The organism is Mycobacterium sp. NS-7484, from assembly GCF_001953975.1.
Taxonomy (GTDB): domain Bacteria; phylum Actinomycetota; class Actinomycetes; order Mycobacteriales; family Mycobacteriaceae; genus Mycobacterium.
On the sequence record NZ_MBEJ01000014.1, the window covers coordinates 1 to 13,876 of the forward strand.

At 68.4% G+C, this 13,876-nt stretch carries 13 protein-coding genes, 1 pseudogene and 1 riboswitch; of the genes and pseudogenes, 5 read left to right on the forward strand and 9 right to left on the reverse strand.

All coding sequences use genetic code 11. The features are described 5' to 3' along the window. A pseudogene (locus A5733_RS02850) lies at nt 1-182 on the forward strand (slipin family protein); the annotation flags it as partial. 7 nt (nt 183-189) lie between these two features. On the opposite strand, the gene A5733_RS02855 reads toward A5733_RS02850, so the two are convergent. The 6 genes from A5733_RS02855 to thiO all read right to left on the reverse strand — a co-directional run bounded on the left by A5733_RS02855 (nt 190) and on the right by thiO (nt 4,603). After that, nucleotides 190-948: an ABC transporter permease subunit gene (locus tag A5733_RS02855; protein WP_067764036.1), complete on the reverse strand. Its 759-nt coding sequence runs from the start codon at nt 946-948 to the stop codon at nt 190-192. Further along, the gene (locus A5733_RS02860) at nt 945-1,868 is read right to left on the reverse strand and encodes an ABC transporter ATP-binding protein (protein WP_076239002.1); all 924 of its coding nucleotides are present in this window, start codon (nt 1,866-1,868) and stop codon (nt 945-947) included. The genes A5733_RS02855 and A5733_RS02860 overlap by 4 nt, the downstream gene beginning before the upstream one ends. Then, nucleotides 1,865-2,614, reverse strand: coding sequence for an SGNH/GDSL hydrolase family protein (locus tag A5733_RS02865; RefSeq protein WP_067764042.1), 750 nt, complete (start codon nt 2,612-2,614; stop codon nt 1,865-1,867). Before A5733_RS02865 ends, A5733_RS02860 begins: the two co-directional genes overlap by 4 nt. Nucleotides 2,615-2,638: 24 nt before the next feature. Next, nucleotides 2,639-3,397, reverse strand: a complete 759-nt coding sequence (locus A5733_RS02870; protein WP_076239003.1) for a thiazole synthase — start codon at nt 3,395-3,397, stop codon at nt 2,639-2,641. Beyond that, the gene (gene thiS, locus A5733_RS02875; RefSeq protein ID WP_082957511.1) at nt 3,390-3,590 is read right to left on the reverse strand and encodes a sulfur carrier protein ThiS; all 201 of its coding nucleotides are present in this window, start codon (nt 3,588-3,590) and stop codon (nt 3,390-3,392) included. The genes A5733_RS02870 and thiS overlap by 8 nt, the downstream gene beginning before the upstream one ends. Further along, nucleotides 3,587-4,603, reverse strand: coding sequence for a glycine oxidase ThiO (thiO, locus tag A5733_RS02880; RefSeq protein WP_076239004.1), 1,017 nt, complete (start codon nt 4,601-4,603; stop codon nt 3,587-3,589). The genes thiS and thiO overlap by 4 nt, the downstream gene beginning before the upstream one ends. Continuing rightward, nucleotides 4,593-4,707, reverse strand: a riboswitch (TPP riboswitch). (Overlaps the previous gene by 11 nt.) 36 nt (nt 4,708-4,743) lie before the next feature. On the opposite strand from thiO, the gene thiE reads away from it, so the two are divergent. After that, nucleotides 4,744-5,415, forward strand: coding sequence for a thiamine phosphate synthase (gene thiE / locus A5733_RS02885; RefSeq protein ID WP_076239005.1), 672 nt, complete (start codon nt 4,744-4,746; stop codon nt 5,413-5,415). Here the strand turns inward: thiE and A5733_RS02890 are convergent. Beyond that, on the reverse strand, nt 5,399-5,905 hold the full coding sequence (locus tag A5733_RS02890) for an NUDIX hydrolase (RefSeq protein WP_067764054.1): 507 nt from the start codon (nt 5,903-5,905) through the stop codon (nt 5,399-5,401). The genes thiE and A5733_RS02890 overlap by 17 nt on opposite strands. A 133-nt stretch (nt 5,906-6,038) precedes the next feature. On the opposite strand from A5733_RS02890, the gene glnX reads away from it, so the two are divergent. The 3 genes from glnX to A5733_RS02905 all read left to right on the forward strand — a co-directional run bounded on the left by glnX (nt 6,039) and on the right by A5733_RS02905 (nt 10,659). Beyond that, complete coding sequence (gene glnX / locus A5733_RS02895) at nt 6,039-7,358, forward strand: protein kinase G-activating protein GlnX (RefSeq protein ID WP_067764057.1); 1,320 nt, start codon at nt 6,039-6,041, stop codon at nt 7,356-7,358. A 62-nt stretch (nt 7,359-7,420) separates the two neighbouring features. Then, entirely contained in the window at nt 7,421-8,386 is a 966-nt protein-coding gene (locus A5733_RS02900) for a glutamate ABC transporter substrate-binding protein (protein ID WP_369806637.1), read from the forward strand. Further along, a complete protein-coding gene (locus A5733_RS02905; protein WP_067764131.1) occupies nt 8,386-10,659 on the forward strand; it encodes a serine/threonine-protein kinase PknG in 2,274 nt (757 codons plus the stop codon). The genes A5733_RS02900 and A5733_RS02905 overlap by 1 nt, the downstream gene beginning before the upstream one ends. On the opposite strand, the gene A5733_RS02910 is transcribed toward A5733_RS02905, so the two are convergent. Together A5733_RS02910 and pta are read right to left on the reverse strand one after the other, a co-directional pair. Next, entirely contained in the window at nt 10,660-11,790 is a 1,131-nt protein-coding gene (locus A5733_RS02910; protein WP_076239008.1) for an acetate kinase, read from the reverse strand. Beyond that, a complete protein-coding gene (gene pta / locus A5733_RS02915; RefSeq protein ID WP_076239009.1) occupies nt 11,791-13,872 on the reverse strand; it encodes a phosphate acetyltransferase in 2,082 nt (693 codons plus the stop codon). Between the last annotated feature and the right edge of the window lie 4 nt (nt 13,873-13,876).

Consider the following 13,876-nt stretch of genomic DNA (forward strand, 5'->3'; position numbering starts at 1 on the left):
CCGGTGCGGCGAAGTTGGAAGCCGCCCGCGCCGAGACCGCGGCCCTGCGCGCGCTGGCCAACGCCGGCAAGCTGCTGGACGCCCACCCGGCACTGGCGCAGCTGCGGCTGATCCAGCAGGTGCCGTACGGGTCGAAGGTGGTGCTGGCGATCGGTGGTGACGTGGCGTCTGACCCGGAGTGATCCCGGGTCAGGCGTCACGCCTGTTCAGTACCACCGCGGCGGCGACGAAGGCGATCACCACCCACACCAGGAAATACAGCAGCGAGCCCACCTCACCCCATGGGATGTCATAGGCCGGGAACAGCCACTCCACCTGAAGGAACCGGAACATGTTGGCGAACGGCAGCCACGGTCCGAATTCGGCGCCGTTTCCCGGCAGGTTGCCCAGCAGCGGTTCGGCCACCAGCGGCCACAGCAGCAGCACCGCCACCGCACCGGCCGCAAACCGCAGCAGTGCCCCGACCGCGACGCCGAGGACGGCGGCCAATGCGGCGTACAACGCAAACCCGCCGGCCACTCGCCAGGTCGCCGGGTTGGCCATCGACAGTTGGGTGCCGACCACCGGGTCGGCGACGAACCGGGCCACCAGCACGGCCGCCAGCACCATGATCACCGCACACACCGAGGAGAACGCCGCACACACCACGGCCTTGGCGGCCAGCACCTGCGTCCGGTTCGGGGTCGCCAACAGCGTGGTGCGGATCAGGCCGCTGCGGTACTCCCCCGTCATCGTCAACGACGACAGCACCATCAGCACCGGAACCCCGAACACCGCGACACCCAACGCGGCCCGGCCCGGGGACAGTGCCGTGTAGTGATCGGCGGTCATGCCCTGCATCGCGGCCAGACCGAGGCTGAGTACCGCCACCCCGATCACCGACCACAGGGGCGAGCGGGTGGTGGACAATTTGATGCGCTCGGCGTCGAGCGCGGCGAGCGCGCTCACTTCGGTGCCGCCTTCGGTGCCGCCCGGTAGTCGACGGCATCGTCGGTGAGTTTCAGATATGCCTCCTCCAACGAGGCCTGCCGCTGGCTCAACTCGTGCAGTGCGATCGCATTGCGGGCGGCCAGATCACCGATCACCTCGATGGCCGCGCCGTGGACCGCCAGCGCGTCACCGTCGGCGGCGGCGTCGACTTCGAACCCGGCGTCGGTCAGCACCTCACGCAGCGTCTCCAGCTGTGGGCTGCGTACCCGCACGGTGTCGGCCGAGGTGCCGCTGACGAACTCACGCACGGTCGTGGAGGCGATCAGCTTGCCCTGCCCGATCACCACCAGCCGATCGGCGGTGTTGGCCATCTCGGCCAGAAGGTGACTGGAGACGAACACCGTGCGACCCTCGGCGGCCAGACTGCGCATCAGCGTGCGGACCCAGTGGATGCCCTCGGGATCCAGCCCGTTGACCGGTTCGTCGAACAGCAGCACCGGCGGATCGCCCAACAGCGCCGCGGCGATCCCGAGCCGCTGGCTCATGCCCAGCGACAGCGTGCCGGCGTTGCGGTCGACCACCGACGTCAGACCGACCATCTCCAGCACCTCGTCGACACGGGCCGACGGAATCCGGTTGGCCGCGGCGATCCAGCGCAAGTGGTTGCGGGCCGAGCGGTTGGGATGGGCCTGCCGGGCATCGAGTAGGGCGCCGACCGAGCGCAGCGGATCGCGTAAATCCCGATAGGGCTTGCCGTCGATGGTCGCCGTCCCGGCGTTGGGATGGTCCAGGCCGAGGATCAGCCGCATGGTGGTGGTCTTGCCCGCACCGTTGGGCCCGAGAAACCCGGTGACCACGCCCGGTTCGACGGTGAAGGTCAGATCGTCGACGGCGCGGTGGGTGCCGTAGAGCTTTGTCAGCCCGGCCAGTTCGATCATGGCTCCCACGCCACCACCATATCGGCGACCGCCCGCATACCGGCAGCGTTGGGATGCAGCGGCGCCGGCCGGCCCGGCCAGGGCAAACCGGGCCGAGTGGTCCAGGGCTCGGCCGACCAGGCATGGTGCCCCGCACTGGCCGCCGCCGCGCGAACCCATCCGCACCCGGTCTGGGCGGCAGCCTCCCCGGTGAGTCGTTCGAGCGTGGCGGCGATATGACGGCCCAGCCTGGCGTCGGCCTCCGACAGCGGCTTCGCCCCGATGCCGGCCGGCGGCAAGATCGTCAGATAGTCGACGAACAACACCCGCGCCTCGGGAGCGCGCCGGCGAATCTCACGCCCCACACTCACCAGTGCGCCGGCCACCTCGCTCAACGCAGTCTCCCGCGCGTCGAGGTTCAGCAGGTTGCGCGCCCACGACCCGAAGACCGGCAACGACCGGGTGACCCGCGGCAGCCCGGCGGCCATCAACGACGGCACATAGCCGACGTCGTTGCCGCCGATGGTCACCGTGACCAACGCCTCGGAGCCGTCCAGCGCCTGCAGCTGCGGTGGGGCACCGTTCTGCCGCTCACTCAGTACGTGCGCGGTGGTGGCCCCCGAATACGTCACGTCGACGAGATTGAGCCCGAGTGCGTGGGCCACCAGATGGGGATAGTTGCGTGCCGAGCGTCCGGCCGGAAACGGTGCACCCGCGGCTCGAGGCATGATCCCGGGCCCGGCAGCCATCGAACTGCCCAGGGCCACATACCGTTTACCGTGCACGTCGAGTTACCGCGCCGGACTTGACGCCTGTGCCCAGAATCGCTTCGGGATACGGCCGGCCTGACGGGCCAGATACCCGGCGGTGACGGCCGCGGACATCGCGGCGGCCATGGTCGGTGGATCGGAGGCGCGGGTGACGGCGGTGGCCAACAGCACGGCGTCACAACCCAATTCCATGGCCAGCGCGGCGTCGCTGGCGGTGCCGATCCCGGCGTCGAGCACCACCGGCACCCCGGCCTGCGCCACGATCATCTCGATGTTGTGCGGATTGGAGATGCCCAGGCCGGTGCCGATCGGTGCACCCAGCGGCATCACCGCCGCACAGCCGGCATCCTCCAACCGCCGGGCCAACACCGGGTCGTCATTGGTGTAGGGCAGCACCGTGAACCCGTCGTCGACCAATTGCTCTGCGGCCTTGACCAATTCGATCGCATCGGGCAGCAGCGTGCGTTCGTCGGCGATCACCTCGAGCTTGACCAGGTCGGTGCCCAGCGCCTCCCGTGCCAGCTGCGCGGTGAGCACGGCCTCGGCCGCACCACGACATCCTGCGGTGTTGGGCAGTGCGGCGATACCGAGCCGGTTGAGCAGATCGAGTACCCCGGTACCGGTTTCGGCGTCGACGCGTCGCATCGCCACCGTCGTCAACTCGGTGCCCGAGGCCACCAGGGCCTCTTCCAGGACCGCCAGGTTCGGGGCACCACCGGTGCCCATGATCAGCCGGGAGCCGAACTCCCGGCCGCCGATGGTGAGAGTTGAATCAGCCACCCTGCACCGCCGTCACGACCTCGACGCGGGCACCGTCGCACAACGTGCGGTCCCATTCGGACCGGGGCAGCACCGCCCAGTCCAGTGCGACGGCGATGCCCTTGTCCGGGAAACCCCGGTCCTCCAGCAGTCCGCCGATGGTGGTCTGCTCGTCCACTTCGAGGGTCTCGTTGTTGACCGTGATGGTGATCATTGCACTCCCACACTCATCTTGAGCTCCGCCGCGATCCGCTCAGCGGTCCACGGCGCCAACAGAAATCCGTTCCGGCCATGTCCGACGGCCACCAGCGTGCGCTCGTCGACCCGTTCGACGATCGGCAGCCCATCGGGCGTCATGGGTCGCAGCCCGGCCGCGGTCTCGGCCAGTTCGTACTCGCCCAGCGCGGGCATCACCGCGCACGCATCCTCGAGCAGATCACGCACGCCGCTGACCACCGGCGCGGTGTCGCGGCCGTGCTCGTACTGGGTGGCGCCCACGACGACACCGTCGGCGCGCGGCACCAGGTACACCGGGCGTCCGTGCACCCGGGCCCGAATCACCCGCTGCGGCACTGGCATACACCCCTTGCGCCAACGCAGCCGCAGTACCTCACCTTTGACCGGGCGAACCGGCAGGCCCGGCCACAAGGTCGGGGCGTCGATGCCGTTGGCGATCACGATCGCGTCCGCGTCCACGCCGGCCAGGTCCTCGACGGGACCGGCCCACCGCACGGCCAGCCGCTCGCAGTGCGCGGCCAGCCCGTCGACCACGGCCCGGTTGTCGACGGCCAGTTCGGTGGTGGCCCGGAACCCATGCCGGATACCTTGGGCCAGCAGCGGTTCCACGTCGCGCGCCGCGGTGGTCAACTCGACCGGCTGCCCCTGGGCGGACAACCATTCGGCGACCGTACGCAGATCGGCCACATCGGCCCGGTCCACGGCGACCACGAGCGACTCACGCGCCGTGACCACCTCGGGCGCCAGGCCTTCGAGGAAACCGGAGTGCCACAGCTTGAGTGACTCCAGCCCGATCTGCAGGATCTGCTCTTCGCCGGGCCAGCCTTCGCTGTGCGGGGCCAGCATGCCGCCGGCCACCCAGGAGGCGCCGTGCTCACGCCTACAGTGCAGCCGCACGGTCCAGCCGTCCAGCGCCGCCCGGCGGGCGATGGACAGCCCGATCACCCCGCCGCCGATGACGGCAAGTGTTCGCGCTCCTCCGAGTGCCATATCCGCTCCCTTCGCCGGCATGACCCGGATCAGGTGTGACGGTCAGGGCCGGTTCGTCTGCCCACTCTCAGCCCCACGTCCCAGGGACTCCCGTATTGCCAGTCCAGGGTACTCGGAGACCGACCAGCTACCGTCGCGGTGTGGAATCACCCGTCGACCGTTTGCAGCGCGCCACCCTGTACCTGTGCACCGATGCTCGCCGAGAGCGTGGTGACCTGGCCGAATTCGCCGACGCCGCGCTGGCCGGCGGGGTGGATCTGATCCAGCTGCGCGACAAGGGCTCGGCCGGGGAGAAGACGTTCGGCCCACTGGAGGCCCGCCAGGAGCTCGAAGCGCTTGAGGTCCTGGCCGACGCCGCCCGGCGCCACGGCGCGTTGCTGGCGGTCAACGACCGCGCCGACATCGCGCGGGCGGCCGGGGCCGACGTGCTGCACCTCGGTCAGGACGATCTGCCGTTGGACGCCGCGCGCGGAATCGTCGGGGACCGTCCGGTGATCGGGCGTTCCACCCACGACGCCGCGCAGGCCCGCGCCGCCGTCGACGAGGCCGTCGACTACTTCTGCGTCGGCCCGTGCTGGCCCACCCCGACCAAACCGGGCCGGACCGCACCCGGGCTCGACCTGGTCCGCTCGACCGCGGCGCTGAACCCGGCCAAGCCCTGGTTCGCCATCGGCGGGATCGATGCGCAGCGGCTGCCCGAGGTGCTGGCTGCCGGCGCGCGACGGATCGTGGTGGTCCGGGCGATCACCGCGGCCGAGGATCCACAGGCGGCCGCCCAAGAACTCAAGAGGACACTCAGCGCGGCCGATTGAGTTCCAGCGGAAGCGACGCCGTCACCACCCGCAGCTGCTGCCAGCTCGCGGCGAACCCGGGATGCAACGGCAGGTCGGCCACCTCGTCCTCGGCCACCCAGCGCAACTCCGAGCTCTCGCGGTTCGGGATAGTCTCCAGCGGTTCGGGCACATCGGCGATCACGGTGGTGTAGGACCAGTGCGTGCCACCGATGCCGGCCACCTCGGCGGTCACCACCGTCGTGCGCACGGTGAGTTGCTCGGCCGTCACCCCGGCTTCCTCGTGGGCTTCGCGGACCGCGGCCTGCTCGGCCGTCTCGTGGCTGTCGCGGGCTCCGCCGGGCAACGCCCACGTCCCGCCCTGATGACTCCACGGCGCGCGGTGCTGCAAGAGCACGGCCGCCGATCCGCCCGGCCACGGGGCCCGCAACAACAGGCCGGCCGCCCCGTGACGCCCCCAGTATCGGGCGCCGTTGTCGGAGAACACCCAGCCGTCACCGTCGCCACGCACCCGTACAGAATAAGGAACCCGGCCGATTTCGCCTGCCCTCGATTTCTCCGCGAGCCTTAGCGGCCGCTCTTAGAAACTTTTTATAGTGTTGAGGCAGCCGTAAGCACCGAAACTAAATGAGGTCCCTGCGCAGGTGACTGTGGAGTTGGCACATCCCTCGACCGAACCGCTCGCGTCCCGGTCGCCGACCACTCCTGCCCACCCACGCTGGTGGTTTCTGTGGACCACCCCCGGACGCATCCTGACCATCGGTCTGGTCCTGTCGGCGCTCGTGATCGCCAGCGCGTTCGCCACGTCCACGACGATCAATGATCGTCAGCAGGCGTTGACGACGGTCCTCGACCACACCGAACCGCTGGCCTTCGCCGCCGGGCAGCTCTACACCACGTTGTCGGTGGCCGACGCCGCCGCGGCCACCGCGTTCATCGCCGGGGCCGAGCCCCGCGATGTGCGGCAGCGCTACGAGCAGGCCATCACCGATGCGTCGGTGGCGGTGACACGGGCGTCGAGCGGGCTGACCGACGAAACCCTGGTGCAGCTGCTCGGCCGGATCAACGCGCGGCTGGCGGTCTACACCGGGTTGGTGGAAACCGCGCGCACCAACAACCGGGCCGGCAACCCCGTCGGCTCCTCTTATCTGTCGGAAGCCTCGGCGATGATGCAGTCGCAGATCCTGCCCGATGCGCAACGGCTCTACGAGGAGACCTCGGCCCGAGTGGATGCCGAGACGACGGCCTCGACCCGGATCCCGGCCCCGGTGATGCTGGTGGTCCTGGCCACCTTGATGTTCGGGGCGTTCGCCAACCGGTGGCTGGCCCGACGCACCCGGCGCCGGGTGAACATCGGTTTCGTCGCCGGCGGCATGGCCGTGCTGATCATGCTGATCTGGGTGACCACCGCCTTGGTGATCTCGACGTCGGACAGCCGCAGCGCCAAGGACACGGCCGCCGAATCACTCAAGACGGTGACCAATCTGGCCATCACCGCGCAGCAGGCCCGGGCCGACGAGACGCTGGCCCTGATCCGGCGCGGCGACGAGAATCTGCGCAAGCAGTCCTACTACCAACGCATCGAGGCCATGCAGCAACAGCTTGCGCAGTACCTGGCCCGCGAGTCCGACATCGACAAGAGCGATCTGAACGGCGCCGAAGAATTGCTCACCAAATGGCGCGCGGCCGATGACCGGATCAACGCCTACATCGCAGTGGGCAACTATCAGGCCGCGACGCAGGTGGCGCTGGGGACCGGAGAGGACGACTCCACGACCGCATTCGACAAACTCGACGGCGCGTTGTCCAAGGGCATCGAGCAGAGCCGCAGCCAGTTGCGCAACGACATCGCCAATGCCCGCCGCGTGCTGTCCGGCGCGACGGTGGGCGCCGCGCTGCTCAGTGTGGCGGCGGCGTTGGCGGTGGCGTTGGGGTTGTGGCCTCGGCTAAGTGAGTACCGCTGATGAGCGCTTGCGCGAAGAAGAGAACAGCACTGATGAGCGCTTGCGCGAAGAAGAGACAGCAGATGACCGTGCGCAAGTTGGTGGCGATCCTGGCCACGGTGGTGGCGGTGGCCGGCTGCGGCCAGAGCGCGCCGCCGTTGACGGTGCCGACGATGACGCTGGCGCCGCCCAGCCCGGCCGGTATGCAGGAGCTGGCCCCGCAGCCGGTGCGGGTGCCGTCACCGGAGACCGACGAGTGCAACCGCACCGCCAGTCTGCGGCCGTTCAGCAACAAGGCCGACGCCGAGGCGGCCGTGGCCGACATCCGCAAGCGGGGACGCCTGGTGGTCGGGCTGGACATCGGCAGCAACCTGTTCTCCTTCCGCGACCCGATCACCGGGCAGATCAACGGATTCGACGTGGACATCGCCGGGGAGGTGGCCCGCGACATCTTCGGCACCCCGTCACAGGTCGAGTACCGGATCCTGTCCTCGGCCGACCGCATCACGGCGCTGCAGAACCATCAGGTCGACATCGTGGTGAAGACCATGACGATCACCTGTGAACGCCGCAAGCAGGTGAACTTCTCCACGGTGTATCTGATGGCGCATCAACGCATCCTGGCCGCGCGGGATTCCAACATCTCGCAGGCTTCGGACCTGTCGGGCAAACGGGTGTGCGTGGTGGACGGCACCACCTCACTCAAACGGATCCAGCAGATCAGCCCGGCGCCGATCATCGTGTCGGTGGTGACGTGGGCCGACTGCCTGGTGGCGTTGCAGCAGCGTCAGGCCGATGCGGTCAGCACCGACGATTCGATCCTGGCCGGGCTGGTGGCCCAGGATCCCTACCTGCACATCGTCGGTCCGAGCCTCGCCGAGGAGCCCTACGGCATCGGGTTGAGCCTGGACAACGACGGACTGGTCCGCGTCGTCAACGCCACGCTCGAACGCATCCGGCGCGACGGCACCTGGAACACGTTGTACCGCAAGTGGTTGACCGTGCTCGGGCCGGCACCTTCACCCCCGGTGGCGAGGTACGTGGACTGATGGAACAGTACGACGACACCACCGGCCCCGACCCCGATACGGATGCGGGGCCGGGGACCCAGCCGGCCAGCCTCGAAGAACTCGACATGGATTCGTTGTCGACCATGCGGCCGATGGCGACCCAAGCGGTGTTCCGGCCGGAGTTCGATGACTCCGACGACTCCCCGTTCGGTGGAGACGACACCGAGCCGCAGAACCACGCCACGATCGCGACCCGCGCCCTCTCACCGATCCGGCGGCTGGGTGGCGGGCTGGTCGAGATCCCACGCGTGCCCGAACGGGATCCGTTGACCGCGTTGATGACCAACCCGGTGGTGGCCGAACAGAAGCGGTTCTGCTGGAACTGCGGCAGGCCGGTGGGCCGGTCGTCGCCGAACGGGCACGCCCAATCCGAGGGCTGGTGCCCGCACTGCGGTAGCGCGTATTCGTTTCTGCCGCAGCTGTCCCCGGGTGAGATCGTCGCCGACCAATACGAGATCAAGGGTTGCATCGCCCACGGTGGGCTGGGCTGGGTGTATCTGGCCTTCGACCACAACGTGAACGAACGGCCGGTCGTGCTCAAGGGTCTGGTGCATTCCGGCGACGCCGAGGCGCAGGCGATCGCCATGGCCGAGCGGCAGTTCCTCGCCGAGGTGACGCATCCCGGGATCGTGAAGATCTACAACTTCGTCGAACACGATGACAAGCACGGCAATCCGGTCGGCTACATCGTGATGGAATACGTCGGCGGAACCTCGCTCAAACAGGCCAAGGGAACCAAACTGCCGGTGGCCGAGGCCATCGGCTACATGCTGGAGATCCTGCCCGCCCTCGGTTACCTGCACTCGATCGGCTTGGCCTACAACGACCTCAAGCCCGAGAACATCATGATCACCGAGGAACAGCTCAAGCTGATCGACCTGGGCGCGGTGTCACGGCTCAACTCCTACGGATACCTGTACGGCACACCGGGATTCCAGGCCCCCGAGATCGTGCGGACCGGCCCGACGGTGGCCACCGACATTTACACGGTGGGCCGCACGCTGGCCGCGTTGACCGTGAAGCTGCGGACCCGCCGCGGCCGCTACGTCGACGGGCTGCCGTCGGAGGATCCGGTGCTCGACACCTACGATTCGTTCGGACGGCTGCTGCGCCGCGCGATCGATCCCGATCCGCGTCGCCGGTTCAGCAGTGCCGAGGAGATGTCGTCTCAGCTGCTCGGTGTGCTGCGCGAGGTGGTGGCCGCCGACACCGGAATCCCGCGGCCCGGTCTGTCGACGGTGTTCAGCCCGTCCCGTTCGACGTTCGGCATCGATCTGCTCGTGGCGCACACCGACGTCTACGTCGACGGGCAAGTGCATTCGGAGAAACTGACGGCGCAGGAGATCGTCCGGGCGTTGCCGGTTCCGCTGGTCGACCGCACCGATGTCGGAGCCCCGTTGCTGGTGGCCAGCGTGCTGAGCCAACCGGTCCACACCCTGGACCAGTTGCGTGCGGCGCGGCACGGCGCGATCGACGCCGAAGGCGTGGACGTATCCGAATCCGTGGAGCTGCCGCTGATGGAGGCACGAGCCCTGCTGGATCTGGGCGACGTGGCCAAGGCCACCCGCAAGCTCGACGACCTGGCGGTCCGAGCCGGCTGGAGCTGGCGGCTCGTGTGGTTCCGCGCCGTGGCCGAGATGCTGTCCGCCGATTACGACTCGGCGACAAAGCATTTCACCGAGGTGCTCGATACCCTGCCGGGCGAGCTGGCCCCGAAGCTGGCGCTGGCGGCGACGGCCGAACTGGCCGGTACCGCCGACGAGCTGAAGTTCTACAACACCGTGTGGGCCACCGACAACGGCGTGATCTCCGCCGGGTTCGGCCTGGCGCGGGCCGAATCGGTGGCCGGCGAGCGGGACAACGCGGTCCAGACCCTCGACCAGGTTCCGCCCACCTCACGGCATTTCACCACCGCCCGGTTGACCAGCGCGGTGACCCTCCTGTCCGGGCGCTCCAGCGGTGAGATCACCGAGCAGAACATCCGCGATGCCGCCCGCCGGGTGGAGGCACTACCCGATTCCGAACCCCGGGTGCTGCAGATCAGGGCATTGGTGCTGGGCACCGCAATGGACTGGCTGGCCGACAACTCGGCCAGCAGCAATCACATCCTCGGATTCCCGTTCACCGAGCACGGCCTCAAACTCGGTGTGGAGGCGTCACTTCGGGCACTGGCCCGCGTCGCGCCCACGCAGTCACACCGCTATGCCCTCATCGACCTGGCCAACAGCGTGCGGCCCATGAGCACGTTCTGATCAGATCGCGTCGGCACAGGCACGCGCAATCGCCAACTCCTCGTTGGTCGGCACCACCAGCACCGTCACCGCAGAGCCGGGGGCGGAGATACGCCTGGCCTCGCGTGACGGCGCGGTGTTGAGCGTCTCGTCGATCTCGATGCCCAGCCCGGTCAACCCGGCCAGGGTATCGCGGCGCACCACGGCGTCGTTCTCCCCCACCCCGGCGGTAAAGCTGATCACGTCGGTGCGCCCCAGCACCGCGAGGTACCCGCCGACATACTTACGCAGCCGGTGGATGTAGACGTCGTAGGCCAATTGCGCGTTCTCGTCGCCCGATTCGATCAGGGCGCGCAATTTGCGGAAGTCGTTTTCCCCGCCGAGACCACGCACACCCGAACGACGGTTGAGCAGCGTATCGACCTCTTCGACGCTCATATCGGCCGTGCGGCACAGATAGATCAGGATGCCGGGGTCGATGTCACCGCTGCGGGTACCCATCACCAGGCCCTCCATCGGCGTCAGCCCCATCGAGGTGTCCACGGGCCGGCCCCCGGCGATCGCCGAGGCCGACGCACCGTTCCCGAGGTGCAGCACAATCTGATTCAGCGACTCGTAAGGCCGGTCCAGAAAGACGGCGGCCTGCTGGCTGACGTACTCGTGCGACGTCCCGTGGAAGCCGTAGCGTCGGATGCCCCAGCGCTCGGCCACCTCACGATCGATGGCATAGGCGGCCGACGCCGCGGGCAGGTTGTGGAAGAAGGCCGTGTCGAACACTGCAATGTGCGGCACATCGGGCAGCAGCTTGCGGGCCACCTCGATACCGAGGATGGCGGGCGGATTGTGCAGCGGCGCAAGCGGAGACAGCTCTTCGACCTTGGCCATCAGGGCGTCGTCGATCAACGTCGGCCGATAGAACGTGGTGCCACCGTGAACCACCCGGTGCCCCACCGCCGTCAGCCCGAGGGTGTCGAGGTGCAGGCCTTGATCGGCCAGCGCCTGATGCGCCGCCTGCAGCGCGGCATCGTGATCGGGCATCTGCGCCGATCCGATCTGCTCGATGATGCCATCGGCCAGGAACTCACCCGAGTCCGGTTTCACCACGGCGTATTTCAGGGACGAGGACCCGGAGTTGATCACCAGGACGGTCATTTACTGCCCCTGCCCCTGCGCCTGAATCGCGGTGATCGCCACCGTGTTGACGATGTCCTCCACCAGCGCTCCCCGGGACAGATCGTTGACCGGCTTGTTCAGGCCCTGCAGCACGGGGCCGATCGCGATGGCCCCCGCGCTACGTTGCACGGCCTTGTAGGTGTTGTTGCCGGTGTTGAGGTCGGGGAAGATCAGCACGGTGGCCTGCCCGGCCACGGCGGAATCGGGCATCTTGGTCTTGGCCACCGACGGTTCCACCGCGGCGTCGTACTGGATCGGGCCTTCCACCAGCAGGTCGGGTTCGCGTTGCCGCACCAATTCGGTTGCCGCCCTGACCTTGTCGACATCGGCGCCGGTACCCGAGGTTCCGGTCGAGTACGAGAGCATGGCCACCCGCGGATCGATGCCGAACTGCGCGGCGGTGCGGGCCGAGGAGATCGCGATGTCGGCGAGTTGCTCAGCGGTCGGGTCGGGCACGATCGCGCAATCACCGTAGGCCAGCACCCGGTCGGCCAGGCACATCAGGAAGATGCTGGACACCGTGGAGATACCTGGTGCGGTGCGAATGATCTCGAAGGCCGGGCGCACGGTGTGCGCGGTGGTGTGCGCGGCGCCCGAGACCATGCCGTCCACCATCTCGTTGTGCACCAGCATGGTGCCGAAATACGAGACGTCGTGGATGATCTCGCGCGCCTGCTCGACTGTCACGCCCTTCTTGCGGCGCAGCTCGGCATACTGCTCGGCGAACTGATCGCACAGTTCGCTGGTGCGCGGGTCCAGGACCGTGGCCGCCTCGATGTCCACACCGAGTTCGGCTGCCCGGGACCGGATCTGGCCTTCCTCACCGAGGATCGTCAGCTCGGCCACCTCGTGCTGCAGCAGCCGGCCCGCGGCCTTGAGGATGCGGTCGTCGGTCCCTTCGGGCAACACGATGCGCCGACGGTCCGAGCGGGCCTGGTCGAGCAGCTGATAAGTGAACATCTGCGGCGTGGTGACCGCCGGGATCGGGATACTCAGCTGGGCGATCAGATCGTTGACGTCGACGTGTTTGTCCATCAACGCCAGTGCGGTGTCGATCTTTCGCTGTGATTTCGCGGTCACCCGGCCGCGCGCCCCCGCGACGCGGCTGGCGGTCTCGAAGGTGCCGTACTTGGTGGCCACGATGGGCAGCCGTTGCCCGAGCCCGTCGACCAGCGCGGCGATCGCCGGGTGCAGCTCGAGCCCACCGTTGAGGATGATGCAGGACAGTGACGGAAAGCCCTCGGCGGCATGGGCACTCACGACAGCCAGGACCACGTCGGACCGGTCACCGGGGGTGATCACCGCAACGCCCTCGGTCAGCCGCTCCAGGCAATGCTCGGCCGTCATACCGGCGACCATCACGCCCAGCGCCTCCCGTGACACCAGCTCGGGATCCCCGGCGACCAGGGTGCCGTCGACCGCCACCTGCAGCTCGGCCACGGACGGAGCCACCAGCAACGGCTCCTCGGGCAGCACGTAGGCGGGTGGGCCGAGCGGTGTGAGCGCCTCGGCCACCGCGGCCAGCTGCGCCGGATCGCATCGGTTGGCGACCACCGCCGCGGCATGGGCATGCTGATGGTTCAGCTCGGCCAGACACACCTCGACCACGTGCACGACCTCGTCGGGCGTGCGGTCGGCGGCCTTGACCGCCAGCACGACGGGTGCCCCGAGGTTCACCGCGATGCGCGCGTTCATGCTCAGCTCGCTGGGCGTGGCGATGTCGGTGTAATCGCTGCCAACGATCAGCACGGCGTCGCACTGCTCGGCCACCCGGTGGAACCGGTCGACGATCTCGGCGATCGCGGCGTCTGGGTCCTCGTGTACCTGCTGGTAGCTGACCCCGACGCAGTCGTCGTAACTCAGGCCGGCCGTGGCGCCGGCCAGCAACAGTTCGAGGATGTAGTCCCGGTCCTCACCGAGCCGGGTGATGGGTCGGAATACGCCCACCCTGGGCACGGTCGCGGCAAGCCGATGCAGAATCCCGAGCGCAATGGTCGACTTACCGGTGTCCCCCTCGGGCGACGCAATATAGATCGCGGTGGCGACGTCTGCCTCTGGCACTGAT